A 21065-nucleotide genomic window follows, 5' to 3' on the forward strand; every position below is an offset into this window, starting at 1 on the left:
CGCCCTATCTGTTGAATCGGCCGCGTCTCCTGAAATGAACGCCTGCCGCCGCGCCACGATACTGTGTCCCAAGCCGGAGCGACATCTTGCCCAACCAGCTCGCCGCCGCCGCCAGCCCCTATCTGCTCCAGCATAAGGACAACCCCGTCGACTGGTGGGAGTGGCAGCCCGAGGCCTTCGCGGAGGCCCGGCGCCGCCACCGGCCGATCCTGCTCTCCATCGGCTATGCCGCCTGCCACTGGTGCCATGTGATGGCGCATGAAAGCTTCGAGGACGCGGCGACGGCGGCGGTGATGAACGAGCTGTTCGTCAACATCAAGGTCGATCGCGAGGAACGGCCGGAGGTCGACCAGATCTATATGGCCGCGCTGCAGCAGCTCGGCGTGCAGGGCGGCTGGCCGATGACCATGTTCCTCGACCCCGACGGCGCACCCTTCTGGGGCGGCACCTACTTCCCGAAGGAGGCGCGCTATGGCCAGCCCGCCTTCACCGAGGTGCTGAAGACCATGGCCGGCGCCTATGCCTCGGGCGACCCGCGCATCACCCAGAACCGCGCCGCGCTGCTGGACCGACTGCGGCAGAAGGCCCGCCCCGCCGGCCAGGTGGTGATCGGCACCAATGAGCTGGACGACATCGCCGGGCGCATTCTCGGCATCATGGATACCGAGCATGGCGGGCTGCAAGGCTCGCCGAAATTCCCCAACACGCCGTTCCTCGAGCTGCTGTGGCGCGGCTGGGAGCGCACCGGCCGAACGAAGCTGCGCGACGCGGCGCTGCACGCGCTTGATGGCATGAGCGAGGGCGGGATCTACGACCATATTGGCGGCGGCTATTCCCGCTACAGCGTCGATGAGCGCTGGCTGGTGCCGCATTTCGAGAAGATGCTCTACGACAATGCGCAGATTCTCGACCTGCTCGGCCTCGCCTATAGCGAAACCACCGCCGAGCTGTTCCGCGCCCGCGCCGATGAGACGGTGGGCTGGCTGCAGCGCGAGATGATGACGGAAGGGGGTGCCTTCGCCGCCAGCCTCGACGCCGATTCCGAAGGCCATGAGGGCCGCTACTATGTCTGGACGCTCAAGCAGGTGCTGGACGCGCTGGGGGCGCAGGATGCGGAATTCTTCGCCCGCCATTACGACATCGTGCCCTTCGGCAATTGGGAAGGCGTTTCGATCCCGAATCGACTGAAGGAAATGGAGCGCTCCGGCGCCGACGAGGTGCGCCTCGCTGTGCTGCGCGACAAGCTGCTCGCCGTGCGCGAAAAGCGGGTGCCGCCCGGTCGCGACGACAAGGTGCTGGCCGACTGGAACGGGCTGATGATGTCAGCTCTGGTGGGTGCGGCGCCGCGCCTTGGCCGGCCGGAATGGGTTGAGCTGGCCGCCGGCGCCTTCCGTTTCATCGCCGAATCGATGGTGAAGGAAGGGCGTCTCGGCCATAGCTGGCGCGCGGGGCGGCTCGTTTTCCCGGGCCTAGCCTCCGACTATGCCGCGATGATCGGCGCCGCCCTCGCCCTCCACCAGGCGACCGGCGAGCGCGTCTATCTCGACCAGGCCGTGGCCTGGCAGGCCCAGCTGGAGACGCACCATGCAAATGAGGAAGGCGGCTATTACCTCACCGCCGACGATGCCGAGGGGCTGATTTTGCGCCCCGAAGCCACCGCCGACGATGCCGTCACCAACCCGCAGGCGCTGATCGCCCGCAATCTGGTGCGGCTCGCCGCGCTGACCGGGGAGGATGGCTATCGCGCCCGCGCCGACCGTCTGTTCGACGCCTTGCTGCCGCGTGCCGCGCCGAATCTCTACAGCCATGCCGGCCTGCTCAACGCGCTCGACAGCCGGCTGCGGGCGCCCGAGATCGTGATTATCGGTTCGGGCGAGGCCGCCGACGCGCTGGCGGACACCGCCCGCCGGCTGCCCCGCGTCGACATCACCCTGCAGCGGGTGGAGGACCCGGCCGCGCTGCCGTCCGATCACCCCGCCCGGGCGAAGGCGTCGAGCCTGCGTACCGAGGGCACGGGCGCGGCCGCCTTTGTCTGCGCCGGCGGCGTGTGCTCACTTCCCGTTACGGAATCGAATCGATTGGCGGAAGTGGTGCGCGGCAGCTGAGCAGGCGACGGCGGCTCAGGCGAATCGAGCAAGGAACGCGGTATGCCGGATGTTGGGGACAGGCCTGTGGATAAGTTGGGGACAAAAATCCCCATAGCCCCGTATTTCAACAGAAATGGCCGCTGGCGGGCGATAGGGCTTTTGCGATGGATGGATCGGACGCGATGCCGTTTGCCCGTCCTGAGTCACTTGTGAGGGTCATCGTTTCGGTATCGAAACATGCGTAAACGCACTAAAAATACCGATGGATGCGATATCTTCTTGCGTCGCGGCAATTGAGCCGATCTGTCACCGCTTGAACGCGCGGCGGGCTGAGCGGGACGCCGGCGGCTTCAGTCTTTGCGGCTGAACCGGATATTGGCCAGCATCAGCGGCACCACCAGCAGCAGCGCGCCGGCAAGGTCGGCCTGCAGCACATAGGCGAGGCCCAGTTCCTCGCGCACCGCCGGCCCGATCACCGGGTCGGCGAAATCGGCGATGAGGCTGGCGACAAACAGGGCCGTGGGCAGCCACACGGCCAGCGGCAGCCACCAGCGCCGGCAGGCCATGACCCAGCTCAGCGCGGCGATGCCGATGACGAAGAGCCACAGCTCGGCCATGGGCGGCTCGCGCTCGGCGACCCCGGCGTGTACCGGCAGCGCCAGCAGCAGGGCGAGCGGAAACGACGTCAACGAAAGCCGAGTGATCCGCCCTGCCCGCATGCCCCGCCTCCCAGCGGCCTCGCCCCGGCGTTTCGCCGTGGGTGTTTTTGCGTCAGCTGTTCTTCGTCTTAGGTGTCTTGGATTTACGTGTCTTGGCCTTACGTGTCTTGGCCTTACGTGTTCATCGAGTCGAAGAAGTCGCCATTGGTCTTGGTCTGGCGCAGCTTGTCGACCAGGAACTCGATCGCGTCGACCGTTCCCATCGGGTTCAGGATGCGGCGCAGGACGTACATTTTCTTCAAAACGTCGGCCGGCACAAGCAGCTCTTCCTTGCGGGTGCCGGAACGGGTGATGTCGATGGCCGGGAACACCCGCTTGTCCGACACCTTGCGGTCGAGGATGACCTCGGAATTGCCGGTGCCCTTGAACTCCTCGAAGATCACCTCGTCCATGCGCGAGCCGGTATCGACCAGCGCCGTGGCGATGATGGTGAGCGAGCCGCCCTCTTCGATGTTGCGCGCCGCGCCGAAGAAGCGCTTGGGGCGCTGCAGCGCATTGGCGTCGACGCCGCCGGTCAGCACCTTGCCGGAGGACGGCACGACGGTGTTGTAGGCGCGGCCGAGGCGGGTGATCGAATCCAAGAGAATGACGACGTCGCGCTTGTGCTCGACCAAGCGCTTGGCCTTCTCGATCACCATTTCCGCGACCTGCACATGGCGCTGGGCCGGCTCGTCGAAGGTGGAGGACACCACCTCGCCCTTCACCGAGCGCTGCATGTCGGTGACTTCCTCCGGCCGCTCGTCGATGAGCAGCACGATGAGGTAGCACTCGGGATGATTGGTGGTGATCGACTGGGCGATGTTCTGCAGCAGCACGGTCTTGCCGGTGCGCGGCGGGGCGACGATGAGGCCGCGCTGGCCCTTGCCGATCGGCGCCACGACATCGATGACGCGGGCGGAGAAATCCTTGCGCGTCGGGTCTTCGATTTCCAGCTTCAGCCGCTCGTCGGGATAGAGCGGGGTCAGGTTGTCGAAATTGATCTTGTGCCGGATCTTGTCCGGGTCTTCGAAATTGATCGTGTTGACCTTGAGGAGGGCGAAGTAGCGCTCCCCATCCTTCGGGGAGCGGATCTGGCCCTCGACCGTGTCGCCGGTGCGCAGGCCGAAGCGGCGGATCTGGCTCGGCGAGACATAGATGTCATCGGGACCGGGCAGATAATTCGCATCCGGCGAGCGCAGGAAGCCGAAACCGTCGGAGAGGATCTCGACCACGCCCTCACCGATGATGTCGGTGTCCTTGGCGGCGAGCTGCTTGAGAATGGCGAACATCAGCTCCTGCTTGCGCAGCGTGCTGGCGTTCTCGACCTCAAGCTCCTCCGCAACCACGAGGAGTTCGGCGGGGTTCTTGGACTTGAGGTCCTGGAGCTTCATTTCCCCCATGGGAAAGGGCCTCGATAGTTCTGATGTGGACGTAGCCGGTCGGGAAAACACCCGCCGAAACGACAAAAGGTGGGAAGCGCTGGTCTGCGGACCCAGGCCGAGGGGATCGGCTTCTTGTCCGGCACACCGTGCGGCATCGGGGAGATGCCCGTCTGAACGGAGCGACAGCCAGCTTCGTGGAGTTCGCGCACCATAGGCAAAGGCACGATTCGGCGCAAGTGCGCCGTCACAACCTTTGAGCGGCTTAAAACGGCTTTACGATGACCATGATGACGATGCCGATCATCAACAGCGTCGGCACCTCGTTCATGATCCGGAAGAATCGCGCCGGCCGGGTGTTCCGGTCGGCGGCGAAATCGGCCACCCAGCGGGCCTGAACTTCCTGCGCGACGGTCATACCCAGCACCAGCGCCAGTTTCACGTGAAACCAGCCGGAGACGAACCATCCACCCTGCCAGGCGAGGTACAGCCCGGCCAGCCAGCTCACCGCCATGGCGGGACGGGCGATGGCCTTGAGCAGGCGCCGTTCCATCACCTTGAAGGTTTCCGACTGCGGCGAGCCCTTCGGCGCGTCGCAGTGATAGACCATCAGCCGGGGCATGTAGAGCAGCGCCGCCATCCAGGAGATGATGGCGATCACATGCAGCGCCTTGATCCAGTCGTAGAGCATGGCAATCCCACCCCGGCCCTGCGCCTAGCCGCCCCGGATGCGGGCGATCATCCGCTCGACATGGGCGATCGGCGTTTCCGGGCGGATGCCGTGGCCAAGATTGAACACATGCGACGCGCCGCGAAAATCCGCCAGAATGGCGTCGATGCTGGCATCGAGCGCCGCCCCGCCGGCGATCAAGGAGAGCGGATCAAGATTACCCTGCAGCGCGCATTTGGCCCCCAGCGCATAGCGCGTCGCCGGACGATCGGCGGTCCAGTCGAGCCCGACCGCATTGACGCGGGTCGCCTGCACCATGGCGGTGAGGCCGGACAGGGTGGCACCCTTGGGAAAGGCGATGATCCGCGCGTCGGGAACTTCAGCCCGCACCAGGGCGACGATGCGGCGGATCGGCTCGATCGACCAGCGGCGGAAACTCTCGGGGTCCAGCACCCCGGCCCAGCTGTCGAAGATCTGCACCGCATCGGCCCCGGCCTTGAGCTGGCCGACGAGATAGCGCGCCGAGGTCTCCACCAGGCGGTCGATCAGCGCGGTGAAGAACGCCGGATCCCTCAGGGAGGCGAGGCGTGCCGGCGCCTGATCCGGCGTGCCGCGCCCGGCGATCATATAGGTCGCCACCGTCCACGGCGCGCCGCAGAAACCGAGCAGCGCGGTCTCCGCCGGAAGCTCGGCGCGGATGCGGGCGACCGCTTCCAGCACCCGGTCGATCTTGGCGGGATCGAGCTCCTCGCGCAGCGCGGCCAGCTCGGTGCCAGTCGTCACAGGCACGAGGCGGGGCCCCTCCCCGGCCTCGAAGGTCAGCGGACAGCCCAGTGCATGCGGCACGACGAGAATGTCGGAGAACAGGATCGCCGCGTCAAAGCCGAAGCGCCGGATCGGCTGCAGCGTCACTTCGACGGCGAGATCCGGCGTGTAGCAGAGGGTAAGGAAATCGCCGGCCTTTTCGCGCACCGCCCGGTATTCCGGGAGATAGCGCCCGGCCTGGCGCATCATCCAGATCGGCGTGCGGCCGGGTACCTGTCCGTCCAGCGCCTGCAGCAGGATCGACTGTTCGCTCACGCTGCCACCTGCCATTTCGCCGCTGCCATGCTGCTCACCGTCCGGTTATCCCCGCGCTCTTCATACTTCTTTAAGCACTTTGAATCGAAAGTTGTCTGTGTTTAGAGCAGGGGATTAGACATGTTCCTCGCCGCTCACAATCCACCCCCAGCCTGAGCGTGCTCCGGCCGGCCGGACGCGATGTGAAACCGCTTGGCTCTCAGGCGCTTAAGCCAGGTGCGTCGGTTTATCCACGCAGTCCCCACCCACCGCCTTGATATGACGCACAGGGGCGTGGGTTGTGGAGGAAATCGCCCTCTATCCCCAGGGCGCCCTTGCGAACGCGCCGAGGGCATGGCTTGTTCCCATCCTATGCACAGGCCTGTGGATGACCGGGGTGACTGATTCCGCCCGCCCGTCGGAGAGCTACTACCATCTCCATCTCGTGTCGGATTCCACCGGCGAGACGCTGATCAGCGTCGGCCGGGCGGCGGCGGCGCAGTATGATGTGAAGCCGATCGAGCACATTTACCCGCTGGTGCGCTCGCACAAGCAGCTCGACAAGGTAGTGCAGGCGATCGATGAATTTCCCGGCATCGTGCTCTACACCCTGACCGACCCGGAGCTGCGCAACCGGCTGAAGACCTATTGCCGCGACCATGGCGTGCCTGTTCTCTCGGTGCTGGCGCCAGTGGTGCAGCTGTTCCAGGCCTATCTCGGCGGCGTGCCGGAACCGCGCGTCGGCGGCCAGCACCAGCTCGATGGCGATTATTTCCGCCGCATCGACGCGATGAACTTCACCGTGATGCATGATGACGGCCAGCATGTGGACGGGCTGGAAGCCGCCGATGTGGTGCTGCTCGGCATTTCCCGCTCCTCAAAGACGCCGACCAGCATCTATCTCGCCAATCGCGGCATCAAGACCGCCAACATCCCGCTGGTGCCGAGCCTGCCGGTGCCGCCGGGCCTCGCCGATCTCAAGCGGCCGCTGATCGTCGGCCTGCTCGCCAGCGCCGACCGGGTGGTGGAAATCCGCCGCAACCGGCTGCTCGGGCTGAACGCGGCGCAGGCGGCCGATGCCTATACCGACCGGCAGTCGGTGGCGGAGGAAATCGCCTTTTCCCGCCGGCTCTGCGCCCGCCATGGCTGGCCGATGATCGACGTCACCCGCCGCTCCATCGAGGAGACGGCGGCGGCGATCATCGCTCTGCTGCAGGAGCGCCGGCGCATGCTGACCGAGAATCCCAATGGTTGAAGGCTCTGGGGAAAATCGCCTCTGGCGCGGGACGGCGCCGTTGCTGCTCGCCTCCAAGAGCGCCGCCCGCCGCGCCTTACTGGACGCCGCGCGCCTGCCGTTCGAGGTGGTGAGCGTTGACGTGGATGAGCGCGCGATCGAGGCGCAGGCGGTGGACGAGGGGGCCGATCCCGCAGGCATCGCGCTCACCCTCGCCCGTGCCAAGGCGCTGGCGGGCGCCGCCGCGCATCCCGGCCGGGTCGTCATCGGCGCCGACCAGACGCTGGCACTGGGCGATGAAGCCTTCCACAAGCCGGCCGACCGGGCGGCGGCGAAGGCGCAGATCGCCCGTCTGGCGGGCCGCACCCATAAGCTGCATTCCGCCGTGGCGGTGGCGCGCGACGGCGAGGTGCTGTGGGCAACGGTGGAGAGCGCCCATCTCACCCTGCGTCCGCTCGATGACGCCGCGCTTGAGGCCTATCTCGATGCGGCGGGCGAGGCGGTGCTGTCCAGCGTCGGTGGCTACCAGCTGGAAGAGCTGGGCATTCACCTGTTCGAGCGTGTCGAGGGCGACCATTCGGTGATATTGGGGCTGCCGCTCCTGCCGCTGCTCGGCTTTCTACGCTCCGAAGGACTTCTGCTGTGACCCGCAATGTGGCGATTATCGGCCATCCCGTCAGCCATTCGCGCTCGCCGCTGATCCATGGCTACTGGCTGGCCCAGCATGGCATCGACGGGACCTATGGCGTGCGCGATGTCTCCCCCGAGAACATTGATGCGTTTCTCGCCGACTTCGCCGCCTCCGGCCTCGTCGGCGGCAATGTCACCGTGCCGCACAAGGAAGCGGCCTTCCGCGCCTGCGCGACGCGCGATTCCGTCGCTCAGGCGCTTGGCGCGGTGAACACGCTGTGGCTTGAAGATGGCGCGCTTCACGGCGCCAATACCGATGTGCACGGTTTTCTCGCCAATCTCGACGCCGCTGAGCCGGACTGGGCGCGGGCGCTGGGCGAGGCGGTGGTGCTGGGCGCGGGCGGCGCGGCCCGGGCCGTTGTCTACGGGCTGCTGGAGCGCGGCCTTGACCGCGTGGTAGTGGCCAACCGCACGCGGGCACGGGCCGAAGTGTTGCGCGACCAGTTCGGCCCGCGCGTGCTCCCCATCGACTGGCGCGATCTCGGCGGGCGGCTGGTGGGCTGCCGGCTGCTGGTCAACACCACCTCACTCGGCATGAAGGGCCAGCCGCCGCTCGATATCGACCTTTCCGCCCTGTCGCCCGACGCGCTGGTGACGGATATCGTTTATGTGCCGCTGGAAACGCCGCTCTTGCGGGCGGCCAAGGCGCGCGGCCTCGCCACGGTGGACGGGCTCGGCATGCTGCTGCACCAGGCGGTGCCGGGCTTCGCGCGCTGGTTCGGTGTGCGCCCGGTCGTGACGCCGGAGCTGCGGGCGCTTGTCATCGACGATCTGAAGGCGAAGGGGCAGCTGGCGTGAGCCCTCGCCTGCCCTTTCGGCTCGGCCTGACCGGTTCGATCGGCATGGGCAAATCGACCACGGCGCAGATTTTTCGCGATCTCGGCGTGCCGGTGCATGATGCCGATGCGGCCGTGCACGCGCTTTATGGTGCGGAAGGTGTCGCCCCGGTGGCAGCCGCCTTTCCCGGCGTGGTGGTGGACCGGCGGGTCGACCGCGCGCTGCTGGGCGCCCGCGTGTTCGGCGATGACGCAGCGATGAAGCGGCTTGAGGCCATCGTCCACCCGCTGGTGCGGGCGCGGGAAAAGGCCTTCCTCGACCAAGCGGCGGCGGCGGGCGAACCCATCGCCGTGCTCGACATCCCGTTGCTTTATGAGACCGGCGCGCAGGGCCGGGTCGACGCCGTGCTTGTGGTGACGGCGCCGGAAGCGGTGCAGCGCGCCCGGGTGATGGCCCGGCCCGGCATGAGCGAAAAAACCTTCGCTGCCATCCTCGGCCGGCAGATGCCCGATGCCGAGAAGCGCCGGCGCGCTGATTTTGTGCTCGACACCAGCCTGGGGCTCGACCCGGCCCGGGCCGCTATGGCAGAGCTTCTGCAGCAGTTGCGGGCGCGGCGCGGCGCGGACGCGGAACAGGGAGACGGCGATGCGTGAGATCGTGCTCGACACCGAAACCACCGGCCTCAACCCGCTCACCGGCGACCGGCTGGTCGAAATCGGCTGCGTCGAAATCTTCAACCGCATCCCGACGGGCCAAGTCTACCACGTCTATCTCAACCCCCAGCGCGACATGCCGGTGGAAGCGTTCAACGTGCATGGGCTGTCGAGCGAATTTCTCGCCGACAAGCCGCTCTTCGCCCAAGTGGCGGACGATTTCCTCGCCTTCATCGCCGGCGACCCACTGGTCATTCACAACGCCGCCTTCGATATCGGCTTCCTCAATGCGGAGCTGGCGAAGATCGGCCGGCCGGCGCTGACCTTCGACCGGGTGATCGACACGCTCTCGCTGGCGCGGCGGCGGCATCCGGGTGCGTCGAATCGTCTCGACGACCTGATGAACCGCTACGGCATCAACAGCTCGCGCCGCACCAAGCACGGGGCGCTGCTGGATTCCGAATTGCTGGCGGAGGTTTATGCCGAACTGTGCGGCGGCAAGCAGACGGCGCTGAGCCTGACCGCCTCGGAGGCCACCGTCATCGTGATCGAGGGCCAGGTGGCGAGCCCGATGCAGCGCCCGCGGCCGCTGGCGCCGCGCGGCAACGAGGCGGAGGCCGCCGCCCATGCCGCCTTCATCGCCACGCTGGGCGAGAATGCCATCTGGAAAGACTACACGGCCGGAAGCTGACGCCGCCGGCCGTGCTGTTCGGATCAGGGTCGAAAGGCCTGCGTCAGGAGGCGAGCACGTTGCTCGGCGCCTGCTGCGCCATGCGCTGGCGATACAGCGTGACGAAATCGACAGGATCGATCATCAGCGGCGGGAAGCCGCCATTGCGCACCGTGTCGGCGACGATCTGCCGCGCGAAGGGGAACAGCATGCGCGGGCATTCGATCAGGATGAAGGGGTGGATGGTTTCCTGCGCCACGTTCTGGGCGCGGAAGATGCCGGCATAGGCCAGCTCCAGCGCGAACAGCGTCTTGCCGTTCAGCTCGGCCTTGGCCTCGACCTTCAGCTCGACTTCATATTCCGAACCTTCGCGCATCGGCCGGGCATTGACGTTGATCTGGATGCCGATCTGCGGCTGGCCCTTCACGACCAACGATTCCGGCGCGCCCGGATTTTCGAAGGACAGGTCTTTCGTGTACTGCGTCAGCACCTGCAGGGTCGGCATCTGGGCGTTGTCGGTCTCAGCCATAGGTTTCTCCGTGGGGTTCGCCGGAATCGGCCATCCGTGGCGCCGGCGATGGTGCCGCTGGGTCGGTGGTCCCGCCTCAGCCGGTCTTTCATGGGGCGGGTGTCGCTAACACGGTTGGATGCGGCTCACAAGCGCGGTGCGGCGCCGTTTCCGGTGTGTCCTGGCATGCCAGCAGGCCACGCCGCGAACCACGCCGCCAACCACGCCGCTTGGCGGAAGCCGCCGGCTTGCTCTACTGTGCCGATGGATGTCCGGCCGCGCTGGTCCGCCCCGCTGTTCCGCCCGATGTGATGACCTTGGGGCAGGGACGGGGTGGCGAAATCGGCTAGACGTCGTAAATAGGTCATGTGAACGGGTCGGTTCTTCCTTGGAAGCCGCCGCGCCGGCACCACATGATGTACAGTCCCGCGCCGGAACGGCTCCGGCGGCGGCCAACAGCGGCGAACTGCGACGTGTTCGATATTTATACGATCATCTTCCTAGCCCTCGCCGTGTTCATTTTCATACGGCTGCGGAGCGTGCTGGGACAGCGTACGGGGCGCGAGCGGCCGCCCTACGACCCCTATTCGCGCCGCGATGCCGCCAAGGCGCCGGTGGGCGCCACCGACAAGGTGGTGAATTTCCCCGGCCCGGCCAATGACAAGCCGGCCGTGCCCGTGCCTGTCGAGCCGCTGGAGGATGCCGAACCCGCGCCGGCGCGCTGGGCCGGAATCGCCGAGGTCGGCTCGGCGGTGGCCAACGGCCTCGACGCCATCGCCGCGCAGGAACGCGACTTCGACGCCAAGCACTTCCTCACCGGTGCCCGCGCCGCCTATGAGATGATCGTCGTCGCCTTCGCCCATGGCGACCGCGCCGCGCTCAAGGACCTGCTGGCGCGCGACGTGTTCGACGGCTTTGCCGCCGCCATCACCGAGCGCGAGCAGCGCGGCGAGACGATGGAGACGCAGTTCGTCGGCATCGAGAAGGCCGATATCATCGAGGCCGATGCGCGTGGCCGCTCGGCGCAGATCACGGTGCGCTTCCTGTCGCAGCTGATTTCCGTCACCCGCGACAAGCATGGCGGCGTGGTCGATGGCGATCCCGAGCAGGTCGCCGACGTGACCGATGTGTGGACCTTCGCCCGGGAGCTCGGCGCCCGCGACCCCAACTGGAAGCTTGTCGCCACCGAAGCGGCTTCGTGAGAAGATGGCGCGGTGCGCGCTTCCCTTCTCATCCTCGCTCTTTCCGCAGGTCTGACCGGCACCCTTCTGCTCGGGGCCGGGCCGGCGCGCGCCGCGCCGCCGCCGCTGTTTCCGCAGGCGGTGCTTGAGCCGAGCCGCTTTGCCGACCTGCCCGGCTGGGCGCAGGACGACCATGCCAAGGCTCTCACCGCCTTCCGCCGCAGCTGCAGCGCGATTACCCGCAAGGGTGACCGCGTCACCCCGCCCCGCCCGGTCTTCTCAGCCCTGCGGCCGATCTGCGCCCGGGCGGCGCGGCTGCCGAAGCACCCGAGCGATGCGGTGGCGCGAAAATTCTTCGAGTCTCAATTCCGCCCCTACACCATCACCGCGCTGGAGCAGGCCAACGGCTTTCTCACCGGCTATTACGAGCCGGAGGTCGAGGGCTCGCGCACGCGCTCGGGTGACTTCGCCACCCCGCTTTATGCCCGCCCGGCCGATCTCGTCATCGAATCGCCGCCCGGTGGCGGCCCGCCGACCAATAAGAGCGGCGCTTTCCGCAAGGTGGACGGCGCGCTGGTGCCCTATCACGACCGTGCCGCGATCGAGGACGGGGCGCTCGGCGATGACGGGGCGGTGGTCGCCTGGATCCGCGACCCGGCCGACGCCTTCTTCGCCCATATTCAGGGTTCGGTGCGGGTGCGCCTGCCCGATGGCGAGGTGCTGCGGCTGAACTATGACGGCCATAATGGCCAGCCCTACACGCCGATCGGCCGGCTGCTGATCGAGCGCGGGCTGGTGCCGCGCGAGAAGATGTCGATGGACGCCATCCGCGCCTATATCGCCGCGCACCCGCAAGAGGGGCGCGCGCTGATGCGGGAAAACCGTTCCTACATCTTCTTTCGCATCGCCCATGAGCTGAAGGCCGAGGACGGGGCGGTGGGCGCGCAGGGCCTGCCGCTGATGGCCGGGCGCTCCATCGCGGTGGACAAGGCGATCCATGTCTACGGCACGCCGTTCTATCTCGAAGCGGCGCTGCCAACCGGGCCGGAGGGGGCGAACCAACCTTTCGAGCGGCTGATGATCGCGCAGGATACCGGCTCGGCCATTGTCGGCCCGGCGCGGGCCGACATTTTCTTCGGTGCCGGCGACGAGGCGGGCACACTGGCCGGGCGCATCCAGCATCCCGGCCGCTTCACCCTGCTGCTGCCGCGCGTGCTCGATCCCGCCCGTGCCCGTGTGCCGTTGCCGAAGCCGAGGCCCGCGACGGCGCCCGCGGCGACGCCGCTTCCCGCCGCCCTGTCGGAAACACCGTGATGGCCGGGCCGCCCGATCCGCGCCCGCGTCCCCGCCGGCGCCGCCCGCTCGATGCCGAAGAGACCGCGCTGTGGGAGCATGTGACGCGCTCGATCCGGCCGATCCGACCCAAGAGGTTGGTGGCCAAAATGGAGCCTGCTCCCGAGCCCACGCCCGAGCCTGCCATCGAGACGCCCGCGCGGGCGAAACGCGCGGTGCCGCTGCCCGTTGTCGCCGCGCCGAAGCCGCCGCCCGGCCCGCCGCCGCTGGCCCCGCTGGAGCCGAAGCTGCGCCGCCGCCTGTCGCGCGGGGCGGAGGTGGATGCGCGGCTCGACCTGCACGGCATGACCCAGGCCGCCGCGCATGGGCGGTTGATCGCCTTCCTGCGCGGGGCGCAGGGCTCCGGCCATGGGCTGGTGCTTGTCATAACAGGCAAGGGCGAGGCGATGAGCGTGCTCGCTGGCGAGGGCGGGCGCGGCGTGCTGCGCCGGCTGGTGCCGCAATGGCTCGGCGCGCCGGAACTGCGCACCGTGGTGCTCGGCTTCGAGACCGCCGGGCGCGGCCATGGCGGGGAAGGCGCGCTTTATGTGCGGGTGCGGCGCCTGCGGGGTGGCCGGTCGTGACGCCCTTCGGCCGCCGCCTGCGCGAACTGCGGGCCGAGCGCGGGGTAACGCTGAGCCAGATGGCGGAAACGATCGGCGTCTCCGCCGCCTATCTCTCGGCGCTGGAACATGGCAAGCGCGGCCAGCCGACCTGGCTGATGCTCCAGCGCATCATGGCCTATTTCAACGTGATCTGGGACGAGGCGGAAGCGCTGCGGGCGCTGGCCGACCTCTCCGACCCGCGCGTGGTGGTGGACACATCAGGCCTGTCGCCCGAGGCGACCGAGCTGGCGAACCTCCTCGCCCGCGAGATCGCCACCCTGCCGCCGGAGGCGGTGGCCGAACTGCTTGGCCGGCTGAAGATATTGGGCCGGCCGGGGTAGCGTTTTGGGGGACCTGCGTGCGTCGAGACGCGGGGCGGAGCCCCGCTCCTCAGCATGATGCCCCTCTTCATCCTGAGGTGCTCGCGGAGCGAGCCTCGAAGGACGCAGAACATCGCCGATCCCGTTCCTGCTGGGCATGTGGGGCGCCTTCCGAGTCAACGCCGGTTTAGCCACCTGCGTGCTTCGAGACGGCAGGCTCCGCCCGCCTCCTCAGCATGACGGGGGTATTTCCAGCGTCACTATCCGAATACCCCCGTTTCACGTGAAACCCTCAGCCGGCTCAGGACTTGTTCCGGGCCCGAATCAAAGAATGTAGCGGCTGAGATCGGTGTTGCCGGCCAGGTCGGCGACGCGGGTGCGCACATAGTCGCCATCCACCACCACCTTGTCGCCGGCGCGGTCCGGCGCGGTGAAGGACAGATCGTCCAGCACCCGCTCGATCACCGTCTGCAGCCGCCGCGCGCCGATATTCTCCACCGAGGCATTCACCTGCACGGCGATGTCGGCGATGGCCGCCACCGCGTCCTCGGTGATGATCAGCTCGACCCCTTCCGTGCCCATCAGCGCCACCGACTGCTTGACCAGGCTCGCCTCGGTCTCGGTGAGGATGCGGGTGAAGTCTTCCCGCGTCAGCGCTTCCAGCTCGACCCGGATCGGCAGCCGGCCCTGCAGCTCGGGGAGCAGATCCGAGGGCTTGGAGACATGGAAGGCGCCGGAGGCGATGAACAAGATGTGGTCGGTCTTCACCGCGCCGTGCTTGGTGGAAACGGTGGTGCCCTCGATCAGCGGCAGCAGGTCGCGCTGCACGCCCTCGCGCGAGACATCGGCGCCGCCGCGCCGCTCGGATCCGGCGATCTTGTCGATCTCGTCGAGGAAGACGATGCCGTTCTCCTCCACCGAGCGGATGGCCTCCTGCACGATGGCGTCCTGGTCGATCAGCTTGTCGGCCTCTTCCGACAGCAGCAGCGGATGGGCGTCCTTGACGGTGACGCGGCGCGGCTTGGAGCGGCCGCCAAAGGCCTTGCCGAGCATGTCGCCGAGCGAGACAGCGCCCATCTGCGCCCCCGGCATGCCGGGGATCTCGAACATCGGCATGCCCTGGCCGCTGGAGGTGAGCTCGATCTCGATCTCCTTGTCGTCCATCAGCCCGTCGCGCAGCTTCTTGCGGAAGCTCTCGCGGGTGCCCGGCGAGGCGGTGGCGCCGACCAGCGCGTCGAGCACCCGCTCCTCGGCGGCCAGATGCGCCTTGGCCTCGACGCCCTTGCGGCGCACGTCGCGCACCAGGCCGATGCCGATTTCGACGAGATCGCGGATGATCTGCTCGACATCGCGGCCGACATAGCCGACCTCGGTGAACTTGGTGGCTTCGACCTTCAGGAAGGGCGCGCCGGCCAGCTTGGCGAGGCGGCGGGAGATTTCCGTCTTGCCGACACCGGTGGGGCCGATCATCAGGATGTTCTTCGGCAGCACCTCCTCGCGCAGCTGGCCTTCCAGCTGCTGGCGGCGCCAGCGGTTGCGCAGCGCGATGGCGACCGCGCGCTTGGCCTTGTGCTGGCCGACAATGTAGCGGTCGAGCTCGGAGACGATTTCGCGGGGCGAGAAGCTGGTCATGATGATGCAATATGTGGGGTGGGAAGGGCGTTGGGATGGGGCAGACGCCGGGCCAGCCGGGCCGGCAGCACGGCGAGCACGGCCCGGCGCAGCGGATGCCACAAGGCGCTGAGCAGCAGGATGAAGGCGCCGAGAATGAACAGGGTCAACGGCGTCGAGCTGCCGGCAAAGCCGCTGACCTTGATCAGCGAAGCGAAGGCGATGCCGGCATAGGCAAGACCGGAGACCAGCAGCGCGCGGCGGTCGATCAGCACCGCGACCACGCCGAGCCCGGCGAATACCGCCAGCATCGGCAGCGCGCTGGCCTCGCCGGGGGCGCCGTCCGGCCAGATGAAACCGCGAATCAGCGGGTGCACGATCAGCGGTGCCGCCAGGAGATGCAGCCAGAAGGCGATGTCGGTCCGCCGCGTGAGCCGCTGCGGATCGCTGATGTCGAAGCGCATGGCGAGCGCGAACACGCAGAGGCCGCAGACCATCAGCACCGGATTGATCGCGGCTTCGATGCCGCCGGGGGCCACGGCCGCCACCAGGCCGACCACGATCGCGACCAGCGCGGCGGCGCCGGCCGCAGGGGTGATCGGCACCCGGAAGCGCCAATAATGCAGCATCGCGGCGAACAGCGTCGCCAGGCCGGCCAGCGCCAGTGTCAGAGGTTGCTCGCTCAGCGACAGGACGCTCGGGAAAAGAGGAAGGGTGCTGCCGAGCCCTGTGGACGCCGCCATGAACACCGAGGCGCAGAACACCACCAGCAGCACGATGCTGGGCAGGGCCATGCGCTGCACGCGGGTGAAGAACTCCGCCAGCAGCCAGCTGGCCGCGCCGATCACGGCCCACATGCCGGCCGCGCCGAGCTCCTCGCCGAAATAGCCCAGCGCGCCGAGGAACAGCGCCAGCCCGATGGTGACGAAGATGTCGCCAAAGCCGGTGATGAAGCGCAGCCGCTCATCATCCTCCGGCGGCGGGAGGACGGTGCCGGCATTGGGCGCCAGCTCCACCTCCAGCGCGCGCAGGCGCTCGGCCTGGTCCGGGGTGATGACGCCGCGCTCGGTCGCGATGAGGACAGTATTCTCTGAAATGCTCACCCGATCGTCTCCACCACCACATTGTGGTTGGTGTAGATGCAGATCTCGGCGGCGATGGCGAGGCTTTTGCGCACGATGGCCTCGGCGTCCCTGCCGGTGTCGGCAAGCGCCCGCGCGGCGGCCAGCGCGAAGCCGCCGCCCGAGCCGATGGCGGCGATGCCGTTTTCCGGCTCCAGCACATCGCCAGTGCCGGTGAGCACGAGGGTGACGTTGGCGTCGGCCACGATCATCATCGCCTCCAGCCGGCGCAGATAGCGATCGGTGCGCCAGTCCTTGGCGAGCTCGACGCAGGCGCGCTGCAGCTGGCCGGGATACTGTTCCAGCTTGGCCTCCAGCCGCTCGAACAGGGTGAAGGCGTCCGCCGTGGCACCGGCGAAGCCGCCGATCACGTCGCCCTTGCCAAGCCGGCGCACCTTGCGGGCGTTGGATTTCATCACCGTGTTGCCGAGCGTCACCTGCCCGTCGCCGCCAATGGCGACGCGCCCGTCAGAGCGGACGGAGACGATGGTGGTGCCGTAGATCGTATCGGGGGAATGATTCATGAAGGGCTCTGCATCGGGGTCTCGTCAGGTCCGCTCTTACTTAAGTCTTCGAAGCGTCAGCGCAACTCGGGGCCGGCTGCGGCGGCCGGCGCTCCCGCGAGCCGGAGGCCGGGCAGGAGGGCGAGCAGGACGATGATACCGCCGGCCGCGAGGAACGCATCGGCCGGCAGGACCACCAGCAGGCTGCTCAGCAGTCCGGCGATCAGGACTGACAGCGCGACTCCCGCATTGGCGATGCCGAGTGCCCAGCCCCGCTCGCTCTCGTCCACCGCCGAGGAGATGGCGGCGAGCAGGGTGATGAAGGCGAGAATGTTGCTGGCGGTCGACAGGAATCCCAGCGCGACCTGGGCCCAGGCCGGCAGGGGCAGCGCGCTGGCGATGAGACAGACGCCGCACAGGGCGAGGCCGACGAGGGCGGTCGCCTTGTCGCTGCCAAGTCGTGCGCGAACCAGCGGAAATCCGATGGCCGACGAGACGGCGCAGCCGATCCCCATCACCATGGAGAACAGGCCGAGCCCGGCCGTCGTGAAGCCGTAGGAGCGCTGCATCTCGATGAGAATGAACGTGTAGTAGATGAGGAAGCCGAGCTGGAAGAGGAAGAAGGACGCCGCCGGCATGAGGATCGCCGGCCGGTCCCCGATCCGTGCCAGCAGACGGAAGGGCTGCCTCCCGTCGAGCACGAGGGCGCGGCGGGACTCATCGCGGGCAAAATGCGCGGCGTTGAGGCTGACGAGCGTAACGACGCAGAGCAGCAGAGCGACAATGAGCGGCAGGCGCAGCTCGAAATGGCCGAGCAGCCCTCCGATCGCCGGACCCGCCACCATGCCGATCGTGTTGACCAGCACGACCTGCGCCATGGCGGCGCTGCGCTGGTCCGGCGGCACGGCGTCCACCACCGATGCCTGGGCGATCGGCGCGGTGCCGGCCATCAGCCCGGAGGACAGGCGGCCGAGGAAGAACAGCCAGAGATGCCCGACGGAGAGCGCCACCGCCATCAGCGCGTAGCTCGCGGCCAGCCCGCCCATGCAGATCATCAGGGTGCGCCGGCGGCCCAGCGCGTCCGACAGGTCGCCGAGAAGCGATGAGCCGAAGAACATGCCGATCGGAAACAGGGAGAAGGCCAGCGACAGCAGCGTGTCGCGCGTCGCCGGACCATAGGCGCTCGTCAACCACGGGCTCTCGAAGAGCGCGACGATCAGCGGGTACATCAGGCCGAAGGAGAAGATGTCGATGAATACGGCGAGGAACAGGGGCGCGCGCGTGCGCAGCGTGGCCAGGTCCATCGAAAGGGCTCTCATGCGCGGAGACCTTGATGATGACGGCGTTTCTCCCCGCGCGCCAGCCTTGCACGGGGGCAAAGGCTCCGCATATGGCCTCGCCACAGTTTAGCTGCTAAGACGCGCGCTCTTTCCGGGAGCCCCTCGCCATGCGCACGGCCAGCATCACCCGCGCCACCAAGGAAACGCAGATCCGCCTCTCCGTCGACCTCGACGGCACGGGGAAGGGCACGATCGCGACCGGGGTGGGCTTTTTCGACCACATGCTGGACCTGCTGGCCCGCCATTCGCGCATCGACATGGAGATCGAGGCCAAGGGCGACCTGCACATCGACTTCCACCACACGGTGGAGGATGTCGGCATCGCCCTTGGCCAGGCGGTGAAGGCGGCGCTGGGCGACATGCGCGGCGTCACCCGCTATGCCAGCCTGCATTTGCCGATGGACGAGACGCTGACCCGCGTCGCGCTCGACATTTCCGGCCGGCCCTTTCTGGTGTTCCGCACCGACTTCGCCGTGCCGAAGATCGGCGAGTTCGACACCGAGCTGGTGCGCGAGTTCTTCCAGGCCTTCGCGATGAATGCGGGGCTGACCCTGCATGTCGAGACTCTCTACGGCGCCAACGCGCACCATATAGCGGAGAGCTGCTTCAAGGGGCTGGCGAGGGCGCTGCGCGCGGCGGTGGCGATCGACCCGGCGGCAGCGGGGGAAATCCCGTCCACCAAGGGCAGCCTTGGCGGCTGAACCGGGGCGGGAGAAGTCATGACGGTCTGGACGGTTTTTGAGCCCGAGGAAGACGGCGAGCGGCGCTCCACCCTCAATTGGGCGGACGGCTTCGTCTTCGTGCCCGAGCGCCTGTCCTGGAGCGCGCTGCTGTTCGCCCCGCTGGTGCTGCTGCGCCACCGGCTCTGGCTGGCTTTCATTGTCTATGGGCTGGCGCAGGGCGCGGTGATCGCCGCCATCCTCGGGCTCGACCTTGCCGACCGCGCCTTCGCCCTGCTGCTGGTGGCCAATATCGCGGTGGCGGTCGGCCTGCCGGGCCTGCGCCGGGCCAAGCTGCTCGGCAAGGGCTATGAGGAGGCTGGCTGCGTGGTGGCCCCCAAGCTGGAGGGCGCCGAGCAGCGCTATTTCGACGCCCGGCTCGGCGAGGTCGCCGCCGCCCGTCTTCCGCTGCCCCCCATGGGCGGCGCCCGCATCCACGCTGCGGCGCGGCCGGCGCAGGCCGGCGTGCTGGGCCTGTTCCCGGAGGCCGCCCGATGATTCCCCCCGCGCCCGTCGCCCTCATCGACTACGGCTCCGGCAATCTCCATTCCGCCGGCAAGGCGCTGGAACGCGCCGCGCGCGAGGGCGGCAGCGGCAAGAGCGTGCTGGTGACGGCCGACCCGGATGTGGTGCGCCGCGCCGACCGCATCGTGCTGCCCGGGGTGGGCGCCTATGCCGATTGCCGGCGCGGGCTCGATGCCGTGCCGGGGATGGTGGAGGCGCTGACCGAGGCGGTGATCGAACGGGGCCGGCCCTTTCTCGGTATCTGCGTCGGGCTTCAACTGATGGCGACGCGCGGGCGGGAGCATGGCGACACCGCCGGCCTCGGCTGGATCGAGGGCGAAGTGGTCAAGATCGAGCCGGGCGATGCCGCGCTGAAGATCCCGCATATGGGCTGGAATTCGCTCGATGTGGCGCGCGCGCACCCGCTGCTGGCCGGCATTCCCACCGGCGAGGACGGGCTCGACGCCTATTTCGTCCATTCCTATCACCTCAACGCCGCGCGTGCGGGCGACGTGATCGCGACCACCTCTTATGGCGGTGCCGTCACTGCCATGGTCGGCCGCGACAACCTCGCCGGAACGCAGTTCCATCCCGAGAAGAGCCAGCGCCTCGGCCTTGCCCTCCTCGCCAATTTCCTGAAGTGGGCGCCGTGATCCTCTTTCCCGCCATCGATCTCAAGGACGGCAAATGCGTGCGCCTGCAGCAGGGCGACATGGCACGCGCCACGATTTTCAACCATGACCCCGCCCAGCAGGCGGCGCAGTTCGAGGCACAGGGCTTCCGCTACCTGCACATCGTCGATCTCGACGGCGCCTTTGCCGGCCAGCCGGTGAACGCGGCGGCGGTGGAGCGCATTCTCGAAGCGGTGGGCATGCCGGTGCAGCTCGGCGGCGGCATTCGCGACATCGCCCGGGTCGAGGACTGGCTGGAAAAGGGCATCACCCGCGTCATCCTCGGCACGGCGGCGGTGCGCGACCCGGCCTTCGTCAAGGAGGCGGCGCGCCGCTTCCCCGGCCGCGTCGCGGTGGGGCTCGACGCCAAGGACGGGCGCGTGGCGGTGGAAGGCTGGGCCGAGACGAGCGACCTCACGGCGCTGGAACTGGCGCAGCGCTTCGAGGATGCCGGCGTTTCCGCCATCATCTACACCGACATCGCCCGCGACGGCCTGCTGAAGGGCCTCAATCTCGACGCCACCATCGCGCTGGCCGACGCCATCTCCATTCCGGTCATCGCCTCGGGCGGGCTGGCCTCGATGGACGACGTGACGGCGCTGCTCGCGCCGCGCGCAGCGAAGCTGGAAGGCGCCATCACCGGCCGCGCGCTCTATGACGGGCGGCTCGATCCCCGCGCCGCTCTGGCGCTGGTCGCCGGCCTGCCGGCATGAGCGGGAAAGGCGAGGCGTCC

General features: G+C 68.1%; 23 protein-coding genes. 14 read left to right on the forward strand and 9 right to left on the reverse strand.

Going from position 1 to position 21065, the window contains the following annotated elements; genetic code table 11:
* The first annotated feature begins 86 nt into the window (after positions 1-86).
* On the forward strand, positions 87-2105 hold the full coding sequence (locus J2S76_RS06450) for a thioredoxin domain-containing protein (protein WP_307058632.1): 2019 nt from the start codon (positions 87-89) through the stop codon (positions 2103-2105).
* A 332-nt stretch (positions 2106-2437) separates the two neighbouring features.
* Here the strand turns inward: J2S76_RS06450 and J2S76_RS06455 are convergent, their stop codons facing one another.
* The 4 genes from J2S76_RS06455 to hemE all read right to left on the reverse strand — a co-directional run bounded on the left by J2S76_RS06455 (position 2438) and on the right by hemE (position 5929).
* Positions 2438-2776 carry a hypothetical protein gene (locus J2S76_RS06455; protein WP_307058634.1) on the reverse strand — a complete coding sequence of 113 codons (339 nt, stop codon included), beginning with the start codon at positions 2774-2776 and terminating at the stop codon, positions 2438-2440.
* Between the two features lie 143 nt (positions 2777-2919).
* Positions 2920-4185 carry a transcription termination factor Rho gene (gene rho, locus J2S76_RS06460; RefSeq protein ID WP_018388498.1) on the reverse strand — a complete coding sequence of 422 codons (1266 nt, stop codon included), beginning with the start codon at positions 4183-4185 and terminating at the stop codon, positions 2920-2922.
* A gap of 244 nt (positions 4186-4429) precedes the next feature.
* Positions 4430-4855 carry a protoporphyrinogen oxidase HemJ gene (hemJ, locus tag J2S76_RS06465; RefSeq protein ID WP_307058638.1) on the reverse strand — a complete coding sequence of 142 codons (426 nt, stop codon included), beginning with the start codon at positions 4853-4855 and terminating at the stop codon, positions 4430-4432.
* 24 nt (positions 4856-4879) lie between these two features.
* Positions 4880-5929 carry a uroporphyrinogen decarboxylase gene (hemE, locus tag J2S76_RS06470; protein WP_307058640.1) on the reverse strand — a complete coding sequence of 350 codons (1050 nt, stop codon included), beginning with the start codon at positions 5927-5929 and terminating at the stop codon, positions 4880-4882.
* Between the two features lie 352 nt (positions 5930-6281).
* Here hemE and J2S76_RS06475 point away from each other — a divergent pair, with 352 nt between their 5' ends.
* The 5 genes from J2S76_RS06475 to dnaQ are packed head-to-tail and all read left to right on the forward strand — an operon-like array spanning position 6282 to position 9938.
* Entirely contained in the window at positions 6282-7148 is an 867-nt protein-coding gene (locus J2S76_RS06475) for a pyruvate, water dikinase regulatory protein (protein ID WP_307058643.1), read from the forward strand.
* Complete coding sequence (locus tag J2S76_RS06480; protein WP_307058645.1) at positions 7141-7773, forward strand: Maf family protein; 633 nt, start codon at positions 7141-7143, stop codon at positions 7771-7773. Before J2S76_RS06475 ends, J2S76_RS06480 begins: the two co-directional genes overlap by 8 nt.
* Positions 7770-8615, forward strand: coding sequence for a shikimate dehydrogenase (locus J2S76_RS06485; protein ID WP_307058647.1), 846 nt, complete (start codon positions 7770-7772; stop codon positions 8613-8615). Before J2S76_RS06480 ends, J2S76_RS06485 begins: the two co-directional genes overlap by 4 nt.
* On the forward strand, positions 8612-9247 hold the full coding sequence (gene coaE, locus J2S76_RS06490; protein ID WP_307058649.1) for a dephospho-CoA kinase: 636 nt from the start codon (positions 8612-8614) through the stop codon (positions 9245-9247). Before J2S76_RS06485 ends, coaE begins: the two co-directional genes overlap by 4 nt.
* Complete coding sequence (gene dnaQ / locus J2S76_RS06495; RefSeq protein ID WP_307058651.1) at positions 9240-9938, forward strand: DNA polymerase III subunit epsilon; 699 nt, start codon at positions 9240-9242, stop codon at positions 9936-9938. The genes coaE and dnaQ overlap by 8 nt, the downstream gene beginning before the upstream one ends.
* A gap of 43 nt (positions 9939-9981) precedes the next feature.
* Here the strand turns inward: dnaQ and secB are convergent, their stop codons facing one another.
* On the reverse strand, positions 9982-10446 hold the full coding sequence (gene secB, locus J2S76_RS06500) for a protein-export chaperone SecB (protein ID WP_018388506.1): 465 nt from the start codon (positions 10444-10446) through the stop codon (positions 9982-9984).
* Positions 10447-10898: 452 nt separating this feature from the next.
* Here secB and J2S76_RS06505 point away from each other — a divergent pair, with 452 nt between their 5' ends.
* From J2S76_RS06505 to J2S76_RS06520, 4 genes are read left to right on the forward strand one after another with little or no spacing between them, the layout of a single operon-like run.
* The gene (locus J2S76_RS06505) at positions 10899-11627 is read left to right on the forward strand and encodes a Tim44/TimA family putative adaptor protein (protein WP_307058654.1); all 729 of its coding nucleotides are present in this window, start codon (positions 10899-10901) and stop codon (positions 11625-11627) included.
* Positions 11628-11639: 12 nt separating this feature from the next.
* Positions 11640-12920, forward strand: a complete 1281-nt coding sequence (gene mltA, locus J2S76_RS06510; protein WP_307058656.1) for a murein transglycosylase A — start codon at positions 11640-11642, stop codon at positions 12918-12920.
* Positions 12920-13522 carry a Smr/MutS family protein gene (locus J2S76_RS06515; protein WP_307058658.1) on the forward strand — a complete coding sequence of 201 codons (603 nt, stop codon included), beginning with the start codon at positions 12920-12922 and terminating at the stop codon, positions 13520-13522. Before mltA ends, J2S76_RS06515 begins: the two co-directional genes overlap by 1 nt.
* Positions 13519-13884 carry a helix-turn-helix domain-containing protein gene (locus J2S76_RS06520; RefSeq protein WP_307058660.1) on the forward strand — a complete coding sequence of 122 codons (366 nt, stop codon included), beginning with the start codon at positions 13519-13521 and terminating at the stop codon, positions 13882-13884. Before J2S76_RS06515 ends, J2S76_RS06520 begins: the two co-directional genes overlap by 4 nt.
* A gap of 303 nt (positions 13885-14187) precedes the next feature.
* Here J2S76_RS06520 and hslU read toward each other — a convergent pair whose 3' ends face one another.
* From hslU to J2S76_RS06540, 4 genes are read right to left on the reverse strand one after another with little or no spacing between them, the layout of a single operon-like run.
* Positions 14188-15495: an ATP-dependent protease ATPase subunit HslU gene (gene hslU / locus J2S76_RS06525; protein ID WP_307058662.1), complete on the reverse strand. Its 1308-nt coding sequence runs from the start codon at positions 15493-15495 to the stop codon at positions 14188-14190.
* Positions 15492-16577, reverse strand: coding sequence for a hypothetical protein (locus J2S76_RS06530; protein WP_307058664.1), 1086 nt, complete (start codon positions 16575-16577; stop codon positions 15492-15494). Before J2S76_RS06530 ends, hslU begins: the two co-directional genes overlap by 4 nt.
* Entirely contained in the window at positions 16574-17119 is a 546-nt protein-coding gene (gene hslV / locus J2S76_RS06535; RefSeq protein WP_307058666.1) for an ATP-dependent protease subunit HslV, read from the reverse strand. Before hslV ends, J2S76_RS06530 begins: the two co-directional genes overlap by 4 nt.
* 56 nt (positions 17120-17175) lie before the next feature.
* A complete protein-coding gene (locus tag J2S76_RS06540) occupies positions 17176-18402 on the reverse strand; it encodes an MFS transporter (protein ID WP_307058668.1) in 1227 nt (408 codons plus the stop codon).
* 143 nt (positions 18403-18545) lie between these two features.
* Between J2S76_RS06540 and hisB the strand changes: the two genes are divergently transcribed.
* Genes hisB through hisA form a run of 4 tightly spaced genes read left to right on the forward strand, consistent with a single transcriptional unit; the run spans position 18546 to position 21045 of the window.
* Positions 18546-19139, forward strand: a complete 594-nt coding sequence (hisB, locus tag J2S76_RS06545; RefSeq protein ID WP_307058671.1) for an imidazoleglycerol-phosphate dehydratase HisB — start codon at positions 18546-18548, stop codon at positions 19137-19139.
* 18 nt (positions 19140-19157) lie between these two features.
* Positions 19158-19655 (forward strand): DUF2628 domain-containing protein, encoded by a 498-nt coding sequence (locus J2S76_RS06550; RefSeq protein WP_307058673.1) that lies wholly within the window; start codon positions 19158-19160, stop codon positions 19653-19655.
* A complete protein-coding gene (hisH, locus tag J2S76_RS06555; RefSeq protein WP_307058675.1) occupies positions 19652-20314 on the forward strand; it encodes an imidazole glycerol phosphate synthase subunit HisH in 663 nt (220 codons plus the stop codon). The genes J2S76_RS06550 and hisH overlap by 4 nt, the downstream gene beginning before the upstream one ends.
* Positions 20311-21045, forward strand: coding sequence for a 1-(5-phosphoribosyl)-5-[(5-phosphoribosylamino)methylideneamino]imidazole-4-carboxamide isomerase (gene hisA, locus J2S76_RS06560; RefSeq protein ID WP_307058677.1), 735 nt, complete (start codon positions 20311-20313; stop codon positions 21043-21045). Before hisH ends, hisA begins: the two co-directional genes overlap by 4 nt.
* The last annotated feature ends 20 nt before the right edge of the window (positions 21046-21065 follow it).

The organism is Ancylobacter vacuolatus (assembly GCF_030813595.1).
In the GTDB taxonomy this organism is placed as follows: Bacteria; Pseudomonadota; Alphaproteobacteria; order Rhizobiales; family Xanthobacteraceae; genus Ancylobacter; species Ancylobacter vacuolatus.